At 65.1% G+C, this 13,470-nt stretch carries 20 protein-coding genes; all 20 read left to right on the top strand.

The genetic code is table 11. The annotated features are described in order from the left end of the window. Positions 1 to 65 precede the first annotated feature (65 nt). The 20 genes from GGQ59_RS07145 (at position 66) to rplE (ending at position 13,452) form a co-directional block, all read left to right on the top strand. A complete protein-coding gene (locus tag GGQ59_RS07145) occupies positions 66 to 1,073 on the top strand; it encodes a glycosyltransferase family 2 protein (protein WP_183817095.1) in 1,008 nt (335 codons plus the stop codon). 9 nt (positions 1,074 to 1,082) lie between these two features. After that, positions 1,083 to 2,039, top strand: coding sequence for a sulfotransferase family protein (locus tag GGQ59_RS07140; protein WP_183817094.1), 957 nt, complete (start codon positions 1,083 to 1,085; stop codon positions 2,037 to 2,039). 278 nt (positions 2,040 to 2,317) lie between these two features. Next, complete coding sequence (rpsL, locus tag GGQ59_RS07135) at positions 2,318 to 2,689, top strand: 30S ribosomal protein S12 (protein ID WP_183817093.1); 372 nt, start codon at positions 2,318 to 2,320, stop codon at positions 2,687 to 2,689. Between the two features lie 33 nt (positions 2,690 to 2,722). Next, the gene (gene rpsG / locus GGQ59_RS07130; RefSeq protein ID WP_183817092.1) at positions 2,723 to 3,193 is read left to right on the top strand and encodes a 30S ribosomal protein S7; all 471 of its coding nucleotides are present in this window, start codon (positions 2,723 to 2,725) and stop codon (positions 3,191 to 3,193) included. Positions 3,194 to 3,252: 59 nt separating this feature from the next. Further along, on the top strand, positions 3,253 to 5,346 hold the full coding sequence (fusA, locus tag GGQ59_RS07125; protein WP_183817091.1) for an elongation factor G: 2,094 nt from the start codon (positions 3,253 to 3,255) through the stop codon (positions 5,344 to 5,346). A gap of 47 nt (positions 5,347 to 5,393) precedes the next feature. Next, a complete protein-coding gene (gene tuf, locus GGQ59_RS07120; protein ID WP_183817090.1) occupies positions 5,394 to 6,569 on the top strand; it encodes an elongation factor Tu in 1,176 nt (391 codons plus the stop codon). 117 nt (positions 6,570 to 6,686) lie between these two features. Beyond that, positions 6,687 to 6,998, top strand: a complete 312-nt coding sequence (gene rpsJ, locus GGQ59_RS07115) for a 30S ribosomal protein S10 (RefSeq protein WP_183817089.1) — start codon at positions 6,687 to 6,689, stop codon at positions 6,996 to 6,998. Positions 6,999 to 7,003: 5 nt separating this feature from the next. Further along, complete coding sequence (gene rplC / locus GGQ59_RS07110) at positions 7,004 to 7,972, top strand: 50S ribosomal protein L3 (RefSeq protein WP_343074287.1); 969 nt, start codon at positions 7,004 to 7,006, stop codon at positions 7,970 to 7,972. After that, positions 7,972 to 8,592, top strand: a complete 621-nt coding sequence (rplD, locus tag GGQ59_RS07105) for a 50S ribosomal protein L4 (RefSeq protein ID WP_183817088.1) — start codon at positions 7,972 to 7,974, stop codon at positions 8,590 to 8,592. The genes rplC and rplD overlap by 1 nt, the downstream gene beginning before the upstream one ends. Then, positions 8,589 to 8,900: a 50S ribosomal protein L23 gene (locus GGQ59_RS07100; RefSeq protein WP_183817087.1), complete on the top strand. Its 312-nt coding sequence runs from the start codon at positions 8,589 to 8,591 to the stop codon at positions 8,898 to 8,900. Before rplD ends, GGQ59_RS07100 begins: the two co-directional genes overlap by 4 nt. 4 nt (positions 8,901 to 8,904) lie before the next feature. Next, a complete protein-coding gene (gene rplB / locus GGQ59_RS07095; protein ID WP_183817086.1) occupies positions 8,905 to 9,744 on the top strand; it encodes a 50S ribosomal protein L2 in 840 nt (279 codons plus the stop codon). Between the two features lie 19 nt (positions 9,745 to 9,763). Beyond that, a complete protein-coding gene (gene rpsS / locus GGQ59_RS07090) occupies positions 9,764 to 10,042 on the top strand; it encodes a 30S ribosomal protein S19 (protein WP_183817085.1) in 279 nt (92 codons plus the stop codon). After that, the gene (gene rplV / locus GGQ59_RS07085) at positions 10,042 to 10,422 is read left to right on the top strand and encodes a 50S ribosomal protein L22 (RefSeq protein ID WP_183817084.1); all 381 of its coding nucleotides are present in this window, start codon (positions 10,042 to 10,044) and stop codon (positions 10,420 to 10,422) included. The genes rpsS and rplV overlap by 1 nt, the downstream gene beginning before the upstream one ends. After that, positions 10,422 to 11,156: a 30S ribosomal protein S3 gene (rpsC, locus tag GGQ59_RS07080; protein ID WP_183817083.1), complete on the top strand. Its 735-nt coding sequence runs from the start codon at positions 10,422 to 10,424 to the stop codon at positions 11,154 to 11,156. Before rplV ends, rpsC begins: the two co-directional genes overlap by 1 nt. A 70-nt stretch (positions 11,157 to 11,226) precedes the next feature. Next, positions 11,227 to 11,640 carry a 50S ribosomal protein L16 gene (gene rplP / locus GGQ59_RS07075; protein ID WP_183817082.1) on the top strand — a complete coding sequence of 138 codons (414 nt, stop codon included), beginning with the start codon at positions 11,227 to 11,229 and terminating at the stop codon, positions 11,638 to 11,640. A 3-nt stretch (positions 11,641 to 11,643) separates the two neighbouring features. After that, positions 11,644 to 11,859 (top strand): 50S ribosomal protein L29, encoded by a 216-nt coding sequence (gene rpmC, locus GGQ59_RS07070; protein ID WP_183817081.1) that lies wholly within the window; start codon positions 11,644 to 11,646, stop codon positions 11,857 to 11,859. After that, positions 11,859 to 12,116: a 30S ribosomal protein S17 gene (rpsQ, locus tag GGQ59_RS07065; protein ID WP_183817080.1), complete on the top strand. Its 258-nt coding sequence runs from the start codon at positions 11,859 to 11,861 to the stop codon at positions 12,114 to 12,116. Before rpmC ends, rpsQ begins: the two co-directional genes overlap by 1 nt. A gap of 79 nt (positions 12,117 to 12,195) precedes the next feature. Then, positions 12,196 to 12,564: a 50S ribosomal protein L14 gene (rplN, locus tag GGQ59_RS07060; protein WP_183817079.1), complete on the top strand. Its 369-nt coding sequence runs from the start codon at positions 12,196 to 12,198 to the stop codon at positions 12,562 to 12,564. 2 nt (positions 12,565 to 12,566) lie between these two features. Beyond that, on the top strand, positions 12,567 to 12,881 hold the full coding sequence (gene rplX, locus GGQ59_RS07055; protein ID WP_183817078.1) for a 50S ribosomal protein L24: 315 nt from the start codon (positions 12,567 to 12,569) through the stop codon (positions 12,879 to 12,881). After that, positions 12,874 to 13,452, top strand: a complete 579-nt coding sequence (gene rplE, locus GGQ59_RS07050; RefSeq protein WP_183817077.1) for a 50S ribosomal protein L5 — start codon at positions 12,874 to 12,876, stop codon at positions 13,450 to 13,452. Before rplX ends, rplE begins: the two co-directional genes overlap by 8 nt. Positions 13,453 to 13,470 lie beyond the last annotated feature (18 nt).

The following is a 13,470-nucleotide window of genomic DNA, read 5'->3' as shown; positions in this document are numbered from 1 at the left end:
CTGCGAGAGGTTAAGCTAAGAGCAGGGGACCCCGCTTCGGCGGGGTCCTTGCATTTCGAGGGGTCATGACGAACGCGGAACCGGTAGAGGGGCAGGGCGGCGGCGCGCTATCGCTGCGCATCGGCGTCGTCGTCATCGGACGGAACGAGGGCGAGCGCCTCGTGCGGTGTCTAGCCTCTCTTCCGCCACGCCTTCCTGCCGTCTACGTCGATTCAGGGTCGACCGACGAGTCGGTCGAAGCGGCGCGCAGGGCGGGGCTCTTCGTCCATTCGCTCGACATGAGCCGACCGTTCAGCGCCGGTCGCGCGCGTAACGAGGGTTTCGCCCTGCTGGCGCGGGAGGCGAAGGTCGACGCGGTACAGTTCCTCGATGGCGACACTGTCCTCCAGCCCGGTTGGCTCCCCCACGCGACCCGATTTCTAGCCGACCATGCCGATACGGTCGCCGTCGCGGGACGAAGGCGTGAGGTTCGGCCCGAATCGAGTTGGTACAACACGCTCTGCGACCTCGAGTGGGATACGCCCGTCGGAGAGGCGGACGCCGTCGGCGGCGATGCGCTCTACCGCGCGGCGGCCTTCTCGGCGGCCGGCGGCTTCGATCCCAACGTCATCGCGGGTGAGGAGCCCGAACTGTGCCTGCGCCTCCGTCGGGCGGGGGGTAGGGTCCACAGGCTCGACGCGGAGATGACGCTCCACGACGCCGCTATCTACAGCTTCGGCCCCTGGTGGCGGCACGCCGTCAGAGCGGGCTACGCCTGGACGCTCGGCGCGCTGATGCACTGGCGCGAAGGCCACTACGTCAAGGAGTTGGCGCGAACGATCGTTTGGGGGGCGGGGCTCCCGATCTTGGCGCTTCTCGCCTTGGCGGTCGGGTTTTGGCCCGTGGCGCTCCTCGTCGTCGCCCTCTACGCCGCGAAGTGGCTGCGCCTGGCCAAGCGCTTCTCCGGCCGTGTTCCCAAGCCGCCCCGCTACGCAGCCTTCTTGATGCTTTCCAACGTTGCGGAGACGTTCGGCGCGGCGCGGTGCCTCTGGGAAACGGCGATGGGGCGCCGCACGATCGTCGAGTACAAGTAGGACAAAGCGATGACCCCCGACTACGGCCCCCGCCTCCTCATCCTTTGCGGTGCTCTACGCTCCGGCACGACGCTCCTGCGTTTAATGCTTGGCCAGCACCCGCAGCTACTGGGGCGGGGGGAGAGCGACTTCCTCTTCGATGGTATCTCGCCGCAAGCGCTGCGGACGGGCGGGACACCCGACGAGCAGGCTGCCTTCGCCCACAACCTCGCCACGGCACGCAGTACGAAGTTGCAAGGCGTCACACCCCCGGGCCCGGGACCGATCCGGCAGATGATGGAAGCGGTCCTGGCGCAGGAGATGCCGCAGGACGGCCTCCTGCTGCTGACGCTCCACCGCCATTTCGACATCGCCGCGCACGCCTTCCCGAACGCACGCTTCGTCCACCTCGTCCGAGATCCGCGTGACGTCGCGCTGTCCTCTATGCGCATGGGTTGGGCGGGGAACGCCTATCACGGCGTCGGCGTATGGCTGCAGGCGGAGCAGGACTGGCAGAAGGCGAAGTCGCATCTCGACGCGGGGAACGGAACTTACGCCGAACTCACCTTCGAGGACCTGACCTCGGCCCCCGAATCGGCGCTTCGTAGCGTGCTACAGAAGGTCGATCTTCCCTTCCACGAGGCGGTGCTGACGCCGCCGGGATCGAGCACGTACAGCGCGCCCAAGGCGAACCGCATCAAGACCTGGCAGAACGAACTGAGCCCCCAAGAGGCGGCCGAGATCAACTGGCGTCTGCGCGAGATCCCGGACGACGAGCGCTACGATCGCAAGACGACCTTGAAGCCGAGTCCGCTACGCGCGCTTCAACTCGGGCTGGAGAGCAAGATCGGAAGGCAGCGGTTCGCGATCGATCGGTACGGTCTGCCGCTTTGGACGGCCGAGCACGTCGCTCGCCGCTTGCGGCTGCCGAACCACGCCCGGCTCATGGACCGGATCGAAGCGATCAATATCAAGCTTCTGAAGTAAGGGCCGCCCCGGGGCGTCGCATCGCTTTCGTCCCCTGCCGAAGTGTTGACGGACGCCGCTCGCGCGCGTATGGGCCGCGCTCACGCCGGATGGGGCGCTGTCGACGAAGCTTCCTCGAAGCTCAGTTCGAAACAACCCCGGGCAAGACGACATGGGTGGCATAGATCGCCGGCGCGTTCCGAAGGCTTCGGAGACGCGCCTAAACGCGATGATGTAGCCCGCGGCGCCTCGCAGCTCCGGCAGGGAAGATTTTGAACGGAACCAGACACGGGACCCGGATGCCGACGATTCAACAGCTGATCCGCAAGCCGCGCAAGCCGAAGCGGAAGATCAACAAGGTTCCGCACCTGCAGGGCAACCCGCAGAAGCGGGGCGTTTGCACGCGCGTCTACACGACGACTCCGAAGAAGCCGAACTCGGCGCTGCGTAAGGTCGCCAAGGTGCGCTTGACGAACGGCTACGAGGTCATCAGCTACATTCCAGGCGAAGGTCACAACCTTCAGGAGCACTCGGTGGTCCTGATCCGTGGCGGCCGGGTGAAGGACCTTCCCGGCGTTCGCTATCACATTCTGCGCGGCGTGCTGGACACCCAGGGCGTCAAGGACCGCAAGCAGCGCCGTTCGAAGTACGGCGCCAAGCGGCCCAAGTAAGCGTCAGCGCTAAAGATCGAGGATTAGAAGCCCATGTCACGACGCAGGCGCGCAGAGAAACGCACGATCCACCCGGATCCGAAGTTTCACGACACGACCGTTTCCAAGTTCATGAACTACGTCATGCTGGACGGGAAGAAATCGGCCGCGGAGAAGATCGTCTACGGTGCGATGGACCGTATCGAGCAGCGCATGAAGCGCCCGCCGGTGGACCTGTTCCACGAGGCGCTCGAGAACGTCACGCCCGCCGTCGAGGTTCGCTCGCGGCGTGTCGGCGGTGCGACCTATCAGGTTCCCGTCGAGGTTCGCCCGGACCGCAAGAGCGCGCTCGCCATGCGCTGGCTGATCGCGGCGGCGCGTAAGCGCAATGAGACCACCATGGTCGACCGACTGTCGGGTGAGATCATGGACGCCGCGCAGAACCGCGGCACCGCCGTCAAGAAGCGCGAGGACACGCATAAGATGGCCGAGGCCAACCGTGCGTTCTCGCATTACCGTTGGTAATTTGAACCGAAGCGCTCCCGGCCCTACAGGGCCGGCGGCAGCGCTCTGAAGGACCCATCATGGCCCGCGACTACAAGATCGAGGACTACCGCAACTTCGGCATCATGGCCCACATCGACGCGGGCAAGACGACGACGACCGAGCGGATTCTCTACTACACCGGCAAGTCCTACAAGATCGGCGAAGTCCACGACGGCGCCGCGACGATGGATTGGATGGAGCAGGAGCAGGAGCGGGGGATCACGATCACCTCGGCTGCGACGACGACCTTCTGGAAGGGTCGCGACGGCGAGCTGCGCCGCTTGAACATCATCGACACGCCTGGCCACGTCGACTTCACGATCGAGGTCGAGCGTTCCCTTCGCGTGCTCGACGGCGCGGTCGCGCTCCTCGACGGCAATGCCGGCGTCGAGCCGCAGACCGAGACCGTCTGGCGCCAGGGCGACAAGTACCACGTCCCTCGGATGTTCTTCGTCAACAAGATGGATAAGATCGGCGCGGACTTCTACGAGTCCGTCGACTCGATCCACGACCGCCTGGGCTGCAAGACCGTCGTCCTGCAGCTGCCGATCGGCATGGAGTCGGACTTCAAAGGTGTCGTCGACCTCATCGAGATGGACGCCATTATCTGGCACGACGACGACCTTGGCGCGTCCTTCGACCGCGTCGAGATCCCGGACGATCTCAAGGACAAAGCCGCCGAGTACCGTGAGAAGATGATCGAGACGATCGTCGAGCTCGACGAGGCGGCGATGGAAGCCTACCTCGAAGGCGACGAGCCGGACAACGACACGATCCGCGCGCTCATCCGTAAGGGCACGATCGCGGTCGACTTCCACCCGGTGCTCCTCGGCACGGCGTTCAAGAACAAGGGCGTTCAGCCTCTGCTCGACGCGGTCATCGACTTCCTGCCGAGCCCGGTCGACGTGCCCGCCATTAAGGGGATCGTCCCGGACACGGAAGAAGAAGTGAAGCGAAAGGCGTCGGACGAAGAGCCGCTGTCCATGCTCGCCTTCAAGATCATGAACGACCCCTTCGTGGGCACGCTCACCTTCTGCCGCGTCTACTCCGGTCACCTGGAGCGGGGGGCGACGCTGCTGAACACGGTGAAGGGCAAGAAGGAACGCGTCGGCCGCATGCTGCTGATGCACTCCAACCAGCAAGAAGAGATCCAGAACGCCTATGCCGGCGACATCGTCGCCATCGCGGGCCTCAAGGACACGACGACCGGCGACACGCTCAGCGTGCCGACCAAGCCGGTCATCCTCGAGCGGATGGAGTTCCCCGAGCCCGTCATCAGCCTCGCGGTCGAGCCGAAGACGAAGGCCGACCAAGAAAAGATGGGCATCGCGCTTCAGCGGCTCGCGGCCGAGGATCCGTCCTTCCGCGTGTCGACGGACGAAGAGTCCGGCCAGACCATCATCAAGGGCATGGGCGAGCTTCACCTCGACATCCTGGTCGACCGCATGAAGCGGGAGTTCAAGGTCGAGGCGAACATCGGCGCGCCGCAGGTCGCCTATCGCGAGACGATCACCAAGACGGTCGACATCGACTACACGCACAAGAAGCAGACCGGTGGCACCGGCCAGTTCGCGCGCGTCAAGATGAAGGTCGAGCCGGTCGAGGCGGGCGAGGGCTACAGCTTCGAGAACAACATCGTCGGCGGGAACATTCCGAAGGAATACATCCCAGGCGTCGAGAAGGGGATCAACTCGGTCCGCGAGGCGGGTCTCCTGGTCGGCTTCCCGCTGCTCGACTTCAAGGTGAACCTCTATGACGGCGCCTATCACGACGTCGACTCGAGCGTCCTCGCCTTCGAAATCGCCGCGCGCGGCGCGCTGCGCGAGCACAAGTCCGAGCTGGGCCTTGCCCTTCTCGAGCCAGTGATGAAGGTCGAGGTGGTCACGCCCGACGAGTACACTGGCACGGTCATCGGCGACCTCAACTCCCGCCGGGGCCAGATCCAAGGCCAGGAAGTGCGTGGCAACGCGACCGTGGTGAACGCCATGGTGCCGCTTGCCAACATGTTCGGCTACGTGAACAACCTGCGGTCCGCCACCCAAGGCCGGGCGCAGTACACCATGCAGTTCGACCACTACGAGCGCGTGCCCAACGCGGTCGCGGAAGAAGTGAAAGCGAAGCTGGCGGGCTAAGCCTTCCAGTTTCATCGGTACCAACTCGTCAGACTACGGAGAGACGAATGGCAAAGGCAAAGTTCGAGCGGACCAAGCCGCACGCCAACATCGGCACGATCGGTCACGTCGACCACGGCAAGACCACGCTGACCGCGGCGATCACGAAGTACTTCGGTGACTTCAAGGCATACGATCAGATCGACGCGGCGCCCGAAGAGCGCGAGCGCGGCATCACCATCTCGACGGCTCACGTCGAGTACGAGACCGATGCGCGCCACTACGCGCACGTCGACTGCCCCGGCCACGCCGACTACGTGAAGAACATGATCACGGGCGCGGCGCAGATGGACGGTGCGATCCTGGTGGTGAACGCGGCCGACGGCCCGATGCCCCAAACGCGTGAGCACATCCTGCTCGCCCGTCAGGTCGGCGTTCCGGCGCTCGTCGTGTTCTTGAACAAAGTTGACCAGGTCGACGACGAAGAGCTCCTCGAGCTCGTCGAGATGGAGGTGCGCGAGCTCCTCTCGTCCTACGAGTTCCCGGGCGACGACATCCCGATCGTCGCGGGCTCGGCGCTCGCGGCGCTTGAGGGTCGCGATCCCGAGATCGGCGAAGAGAAGGTCAAGGAGCTGATGGCGGCCGTGGATGAGTACATCCCGACGCCCGAGCGTCCCATCGACCAGACCTTCCTGATGCCGATCGAGGACGTCTTCTCGATCTCCGGTCGGGGTACGGTGGTCACGGGCCGCGTCGAGCGCGGCGTCGTCAACGTCGGCGACGAACTCGAGATCGTCGGCATCCGCGACACGAAAAAGACGACCTGCACGGGCGTCGAGATGTTCCGCAAGCTGCTCGACCGTGGCCAAGCGGGCGACAATGTCGGCGTTCTGCTGCGCGGTATCGACCGCGAAGGCGTGGAGCGTGGGCAGGTCCTGGCGAAGCCGGGCTCGGTCACCCCGCACACGGCCTTCGTCGCCGAGGCGTACATCCTAACGAAGGAAGAGGGCGGTCGTCACACTCCGTTCTTCAACAACTACCGTCCGCAGTTCTACTTCCGTACGACGGACGTGACCGGCATCGTCACGCTGCCCGAAGGCACCGAGATGGTCATGCCGGGCGACAACGTGAACCTGAACGTCGAGCTGATCGTGCCGATCGCGATGGAAGAGCGCCTGCGCTTCGCCATCCGTGAAGGCGGCCGGACCGTCGGCGCCGGGATCGTCTCGTCGATCACCAAGTAAGCCTTCGGGCTTGACTTCCGGGCGGGCCGCGCGCAACGCGGCCCGCTCTTTTTCACCCGGCTCCTCTGGCCCCCGAGCGCTTCGGGGCGGTGCATGAGCCCAAACTGGACGCCTTAGATGCAACAGAACATTCGGATACGCCTCAAGGCGTTCGATCACCGCGTGCTCGACAGCTCCGCGGTTGAGATCGTCAACACGGCCAAGCGGACCGGCGCGCAGGTGCGCGGCCCCATCCCGCTGCCGACCCATATCGACCGCTACACCGTCTTGCGATCCCCGCACGTCAACAAGAAGTCCCGCGAGCAGTTCGAGATGCGCACGCATAAGCGCGTCCTCGACATCGTGCAGCCGACACCGCAGACGATCGACGCGCTGATGAAGCTCGATCTGTCCGCAGGGGTCGACGTCGAGATCAAGCTGGGGGCGTAAGAGCGATGGCGCACAACCCCCAACCCATGCCGGCGCAGTCTCAAAAGCGGACGGGCATCATCGGCAAGAAGCTCGGTATGACCCGGCTCTACACGGCCGAGGGCACGCACGTGCCCTGCACGGTCGTCAGCCTCGAGGGCTGCCAGGTCACCGCGCACCGCACGGTCGAGCGCGACGGCTACATCGCGCTGCAACTCGGCGCGGGCACGGCGAAGGTCTCCCGTACGTCGAAGCCGATGCGCGGCCACTTTGCGAAGGCCGGCGTCGAGCCGAAACGGAAGCTCGCCGAGTTCCGCGTGCCCGAAGACGCGCTGATCGAGATCGGCGCGACCCTGACGGCGGATCACTTCGTTCCCGGCCAACGCGTCGACGTCGTCGGCACCTCGGTCGGTAAGGGCTTCGCGGGCGGCATGAAGCGACACAACTTCGGCGGCCTTCGGGCTTCACACGGCGTGTCCATCAGCCACCGCTCGCACGGCTCTACCGGACAGTGCCAGGACCCCGGCAAGGTCTTCAAGGGCAAGAAGATGGCCGGGCACATGGGCGACGTCCGCGTCACGACCCAGAACCTGGAAGTCGTCCGCACCGACGTGGCGCGCGGTCTGATCCTCGTTAAAGGCGCCGTTCCCGGCTCCAAAGGCGGCTGGGTCATGATCAAGGACGCCATCAAGAAGCCGCTGCCCGAAGACGCGCCGCTGCCCGGGGCGTTTGCCCTGAAGGGCGAGGAGCCCGAGGTCGAAGAGCCCGAGAGCACGATGGCCGAAGCGGGCGACAAGACGCCGGTCGGATCCTTCGACGCGCCGATCCCGTCCGAGTCCGAAGCGAAAGCCGAGGGCGGAGCCGAGCAGAGCGCAGCGAGCCCGAACCAAGGTAGCCAGGGCGAAACCCCTGAGGCGAAAGAGGCCGGATCGGCCGACGGCGCCGAGACGGATGGAGCCGGCGGCAACGCCGATGCCGGCGGAGGCAAGGAATAATGCAGATCGACGTTCTCACCCTGGATGCCGGCAAGGCCGGCACGGTGGAGCTGAACGACGCCGTCTTCGGCCTCGAGCCCCGCCGTGACATCCTCCACCGCTGTGTGACTTGGCAGCTCGCCAAGCGTCAGCAGGGCACGCACAAGACCAAGGAACGCGGCGAGATCGCCGGTACGACGAAGAAGTTCGTCCGCCAGAAGGGTTCCGGCGGCGCCCGTCACGGCAACAAGAAGGCGCCGCAGTTCCGGGGCGGCGGCGTCGCCCACGGTCCGCGTCCGCGTAGCCATGCGATCGCGCTGCCCAAGAAGGTCCGTGCCCTCGCGCTGCGCCACGCGCTCAGCGCCAAGGCCAACGCGGCCGAGCTGATCGTCATCGACGATCTGAGCTTCGACGGCGCGAAGACGAAGGCGCTGGCGGAGAAGCTGACGGGGCTCGGCCTTAAGAACGCGCTCTTCGTGGACGCGACCGTGAACGAGGGCTTCGCCCGCGCTGCACGGAACCTGAAGGACGTGGACGTGCTGCCGGTCGTCGGCGCCAACGTCTACGACATCCTGCGCCGCGAGAAGCTGATCCTGACGAAGTCGGCCGCTGAGGCCCTGGAAGCGAGGCTGGCATCATGAGCGAGACCAAGCGCGATCCGAAGGAACGGCACTACGATACGCTCGTCTCCCCGGTGATCACCGAGAAGGCGACGATCGCAGCCGAGAACAATCAGCACGTCTTCCGCGTGCGGCTCGATGCGACGAAGCCGCAAATCAAGGAAGCCGTCGAGGCGCTGTTCGGCGTGAAGGTGGCGGGCGTGAACACGCTTCGCTCCAAGGGCAAGAACAAGCGCTTCCGCGGTCGTCCCTACACGCGTTCCGACGTCAAGAAGGCGATCGTGACGCTCGAGGACGGCCAGTCGCTCGACGTGACGACGGGGCTTTGAGACCATGGCACTGAAGACTTACAACCCGACCAGTCCCTCGCGGCGCCAGCTCGTCACCGTGGACCGGAGCGAGCTCTACAAGGGCCGTCCCGAGAAGCAGCTGACCGAAGGTCTGACCAAGTCAGGCGGGCGCAACAACAAGGGCCGGATCACCGCACGCCGTATCGGCGGCGGCGCGAAGAAGCTCTACCGCGTAGTAGACTTCAAGCGTGACCGCTTCGATGCGATCGCGACGGTCGAACGGCTCGAATACGACCCGAACCGTTCGGCGTTCATCGCGCTCGTGGCCTATGGCGACGGCAAGAAGAGCTACATCCTCGCGCCGCAGCGGCTCGCCGTCGGCGACAAGGTGGTCTCGGCCGACCGGGCGGACATCAAGCCCGGCAACGCCATGCCGCTCGCCAACGTCCCCGTCGGCACGATCGTGCACAACGTCGAGATGAAGCCCGGCAAGGGCGGTCAGATCGCGCGTTCGGCGGGCACCTACGTGCAGCTCGTCGGTCGGGACGGCGACTATGCGCAGATCCGTCTGAAGTCCGGTGAGGTCCGCCTCGTACACGGTCTATGCCGCGCGACGATCGGCGCGGTGTCGAACCCGGACCACGCGAACACGAACATCGGCTCGGCTGGCCGCAAGCGCCACATGGGCAAGCGTCCGTCCGTCCGCGGCGTCGCGATGAACCCGGTCGATCACCCTCATGGTGGCGGTGAAGGCCGTACCTCAGGTGGCCGCCACCCCGTCACGCCGTGGGGCAAGCCGACCAAAGGCAAACGCACCCGCTCGAACAAATCGACCGACCGCCTGATCATCCGCTCGCGCCACGCGAAGCGGAAGGGCCAGTAGGACTTAAGGGAAACCCTCTATGCCACGCTCAGTCTGGAAAGGTCCCTTCGTCGATCGCTACCTGCTTAAGAAGGCAGAGGATGCGTCCGGCGGTGGGCACAAGGGCGGGATCAAGACTTGGTCCCGTCGCAGCACCATCCTTCCGCAGTTCGTCGGGCTGACCTTCAACGTCTATAACGGCCAGAAGTTCATTCCCGTGCACGTCACCGAGGACATGGTCGGTCACAAGCTGGGCGAGTTCTCGCCGAGCCGGACCTATTACGGCCATGGGGCCGACAAGAAGGCGAAGAGGCGGTAATGGGACAGTCCGCAAACCCCCGTCGCCTTACGGACGACTCGGCCATGGCGAAGGCGCGCATGCTGCGCGCGAGCCCGCAGAAGCTGAACCTCGTGGCGCAGTCCATTCGCGGCAAGTCCGTCGAGCGCGCGCTCAACGAGCTCGAGTTCAGCCGCAAGCGGATCGCTAAGGACGTCAAGAAGGTCCTCGAGAGCGCGATCGCGAACGCCGAGAACAACCACGACCTGGACATCGACGCCCTGGTCGTCGACCAGGCCTTCGTCGGCAAGAACCTGGTCATGAAGCGCTATAAGCCGCGTGCGCGTGGTCGCATGGGCAAGATCCTGAAGCCGTTCGCCGAGATCACGATCGTGGTCCGCGAGCAAGAGGAGGCCGCATAATGGGTCAGAAGGTAAACCCGATCGGCCTGCGCCTCGGGATCAACCGCACTTGGGACAGCCGCTGGTACGCGAGCAAGGCCGCCTATGGGGACCTCCTCCACGAGGACCTCAAGATCCGCCAGTATCTGCTCGACAACCTGAAGAACGCCGGCGTCTCCAAGATCGTCATCGAGCGGCCTCACAAGAAGTGCCGTGTCACCATCTACTCGGCCCGTCCGGGCGTGGTGATCGGTAAGAAGGGCGCCGACATCGAGAAGCTTCGCCAGAAGCTGTCGGAGATGTCGTCCTCCGAGACGGTCCTCAACATCGTCGAGATCCGCAAGCCTGAGACCGACGCGACGCTCGTCGCCGAGAACATCGCTCAGCAGCTCGAGCGCCGCGCGAGCTTCCGCCGCGCGATGAAGCGGGCCATGCAGACCGCGATGCGCATGGGTGCGCTCGGTATCCGGGTGAACTGTTCGGGCCGCCTCGGCGGTGCCGAGATCGCGCGGATGGAGTGGTACCGTGAGGGGCGCGTGCCGCTTCACACGCTTCGTGCGGATATCGACTACGGCACCGCGACGGCGCGTACGACCTATGGTGCGATCGGGATCAAGGTCTGGATCTTCAAGGGCGAGATCCTCGAGCACGACCCTTCTGCCCATGAGCGCCGCCTGATGGAAAACCAGACGGGTGCGCCGTCGGGCCGGGACCGCGATCGCGACAGGGACCGTCGTCCTCGGCGCGATAGCTAGAGTTTAACCGCTTCAGGTCGGGGGAGGGCGCCTCCCCCGAAACCGGAGCGACAGTCAAGGAACTGCCACCATGATGCAGCCGAAGCGGACCAAGTTCCGCAAGCAGCACAAGGGCCGGATCAAGGGGACCGCCAAGGGCGGGACCGATCTCAACTTCGGCTCCTTCGGCCTCAAGGCGATGGAGCCCGAAAGGATCACGGCCCGCCAGATCGAGGCGACCCGCCGTGCCATTACCCGCCACATGAAGCGGGCTGGCCGGGTATGGATCCGCATCTTCCCCGACGTGCCGGTCACCAAGAAGCCGACCGAAGTCCGGATGGGTAAGGGTAAGGGTTCGGTTGAGTACTGGGCCGCGCGCGTCGCGCCGGGCCGGATCATGTTCGAGATCGACGGCGTGCCCGAGAACGTGGCGCGCGAAGCGCTGACGCTCGGGGCGGCGAAGCTCCCGGTGAAGACGCGTATCGTCAAGCGGATCGGGGAGTAAGCCATGAAGTCCGAAGACGTCCGCGGCATGACCGACGACGAACTCTCAACGCGCCTCCTTGAACTCAAGCGCGAGCAGTTCAATCTCCGCTTCCAGAAGGCCTCGGGCCAGCTGGAGAAGACCGGACGCGTCCGCGAGGTCCGCAAGGACATCGCGCGGATCAAGACGGTCCAGACTCAGCGCAAGGCCGACGCCGCCACAACTCAAGAGTCCGCCTGATGCCCAAGCGTATCCTTCAAGGTCCCGTCGTCTCCGATAAGGGGAACAAGACGGTTGTGGTCCGCATCGATCGGGCCTATTCGCACCCGCTCCTCAAGAAGGTCGTGCGGCGTTCCAAACGCTATCACGCCCATGACGAGGCCAACCAATACAAGGTGGGCGACGTGGTTCAGATCCGCGAATGCCCGCCGAAGTCGAAGCTGAAGCGCTGGGAAGTCATCACCGACCAGTCGGCGGAAGCTACGGCCGAAGCGTAAAGTCATTCGGGCGTCGCGTCTGCGTGGCGCCCACGCGTTCACATCCTAACCGGGTCCCAAGTGGGCCAAGGAGGCAAGCATGATCCAGATGCAGACCAATCTGGACGTCGCCGACAACTCTGGCGCCAAGCGCGTTCAGTGCATCAAGGTGCTCGGCGGCGCCAAACGCAAATACGCGTCGGTCGGCGACATCATCGTGGTGTCCGTCAAGGAGGCGCTGCCGCGCGGCCGCGTCAAGAAGGGCCAGGTCATGAAGGCCGTGGTCGTCCGCACCGCCAAGGACATCAAGCGGCGCGATGGCTCCGTGATCCGCTTCGATCGCAACGCCGCCGTCATCATCAACAACAACAAGGAGCCGGTCGGCACCCGGATCTTCGGCCCCGTGACGCGCGAGCTTCGCCGGTCGGGCCACATGAAGATCGTCAGCCTCGCTCCGGAGGTGCTGTAACCATGGCCGCGAAGATCAAGAAGGGCGATACGGTCGTCGTTCTCGCTGGCAAGGACCGCGGGGCCGAAGGTCAGGTCCTGCGCGTGCTTCCTAAGGAGGACCGCTGCGTCGTTCAGGGCGTGAACCGCATCAAACGGCACACCCGCCCCTCGCAGAGCTCCGCCGGCGGCATCGTCGAGCGCGAGGCGTCCATCCACCTGTCCAACGTCGCGCTCAAAGACCCGAAGGACGGCAAGCCGACCCGCGTCGGCTTCGAGGTCCGCGACGGCAAGAAAGTCCGGATCGCCAAGCGCACCGGGGAGGTCCTCGATGTCTGAGACGCTCGAACGGTCCGAAGCGGACACCTACACGCCGCGGCTGCGCCGGCTCTACCGGGACAGGATCCGCGGACAGATGCAGGAGCAGTTCGGCTACCAGAACCCGATGCAGGTGCCGAAGATCTCCAAGATCGTCCTGAACATGGGCGTGGGCGATGCGGTGAACGACCGTAAGGTCGTCGACCAAGCCTTCCAGGAGATGCAGGCCATCGCCGGTCAGAAGCCGGTCATCACGACCGCCAAGAAGTCGATCGCCGGCTTCAAGGTGCGTGAAGAGATGGCGCTCGGCGTCAAGGTGACGCTGCGCGGCGACCGCATGTACGAGTTCATCGATCGCCTGACGACGATCGCGTTGCCCCGCGTGCGGGACTTTCGTGGTCTCAACGCGAAGAGCTTCGATGGCCGCGGCAACTTCGCGATGGGCCTGAAGGAGCACATCGTGTTCCCGGAGATCGACTACGACAAGGTCGAGGGTCAGCGCGGGATGGACATCATCGTCGCCACGACCGCGACCAATGACGAAGAAGCGCGCGCGCTTCTCAAGGCGTTCAACTTCCCGTTCCGTCAGTAGGCGGCGCGACAGCTAAGG

This window comes from Parvularcula dongshanensis (assembly GCF_014199615.1).
Classification (GTDB): domain Bacteria; phylum Pseudomonadota; class Alphaproteobacteria; order Caulobacterales; family Parvularculaceae; genus Parvularcula; species Parvularcula dongshanensis.
This window is presented reverse-complemented; position numbering and strand designations above follow the sequence as displayed.

Coding starts and splice junctions, on each gene's coding strand:
- rpsQ (WP_183817080.1), top strand. CDS start 11,859: ATGCCCAAGCGTATCCTTCAAGGTCCCGTCGTCTCCGATAAGGGGAAC.
- rplX (WP_183817078.1), top strand. CDS start 12,567: ATGGCCGCGAAGATCAAGAAGGGCGATACGGTCGTCGTTCTCGCTGGC.
- fusA (WP_183817091.1), top strand. CDS start 3,253: ATGGCCCGCGACTACAAGATCGAGGACTACCGCAACTTCGGCATCATG.
- rpsJ (WP_183817089.1), top strand. CDS start 6,687: ATGCAACAGAACATTCGGATACGCCTCAAGGCGTTCGATCACCGCGTG.
- GGQ59_RS07145 (WP_183817095.1), top strand. CDS start 66: ATGACGAACGCGGAACCGGTAGAGGGGCAGGGCGGCGGCGCGCTATCG.
- rplC (WP_343074287.1), top strand. CDS start 7,004: ATGGCGCACAACCCCCAACCCATGCCGGCGCAGTCTCAAAAGCGGACG.
- tuf (WP_183817090.1), top strand. CDS start 5,394: ATGGCAAAGGCAAAGTTCGAGCGGACCAAGCCGCACGCCAACATCGGC.
- rpsS (WP_183817085.1), top strand. CDS start 9,764: ATGCCACGCTCAGTCTGGAAAGGTCCCTTCGTCGATCGCTACCTGCTT.
- GGQ59_RS07140 (WP_183817094.1), top strand. CDS start 1,083: ATGACCCCCGACTACGGCCCCCGCCTCCTCATCCTTTGCGGTGCTCTA.
- rplV (WP_183817084.1), top strand. CDS start 10,042: ATGGGACAGTCCGCAAACCCCCGTCGCCTTACGGACGACTCGGCCATG.
- rplE (WP_183817077.1), top strand. CDS start 12,874: ATGTCTGAGACGCTCGAACGGTCCGAAGCGGACACCTACACGCCGCGG.
- rpsC (WP_183817083.1), top strand. CDS start 10,422: ATGGGTCAGAAGGTAAACCCGATCGGCCTGCGCCTCGGGATCAACCGC.
- rpmC (WP_183817081.1), top strand. CDS start 11,644: ATGAAGTCCGAAGACGTCCGCGGCATGACCGACGACGAACTCTCAACG.
- GGQ59_RS07100 (WP_183817087.1), top strand. CDS start 8,589: ATGAGCGAGACCAAGCGCGATCCGAAGGAACGGCACTACGATACGCTC.
- rplB (WP_183817086.1), top strand. CDS start 8,905: ATGGCACTGAAGACTTACAACCCGACCAGTCCCTCGCGGCGCCAGCTC.
- rplN (WP_183817079.1), top strand. CDS start 12,196: ATGATCCAGATGCAGACCAATCTGGACGTCGCCGACAACTCTGGCGCC.
- rplP (WP_183817082.1), top strand. CDS start 11,227: ATGATGCAGCCGAAGCGGACCAAGTTCCGCAAGCAGCACAAGGGCCGG.
- rpsG (WP_183817092.1), top strand. CDS start 2,723: ATGTCACGACGCAGGCGCGCAGAGAAACGCACGATCCACCCGGATCCG.
- rpsL (WP_183817093.1), top strand. CDS start 2,318: ATGCCGACGATTCAACAGCTGATCCGCAAGCCGCGCAAGCCGAAGCGG.
- rplD (WP_183817088.1), top strand. CDS start 7,972: ATGCAGATCGACGTTCTCACCCTGGATGCCGGCAAGGCCGGCACGGTG.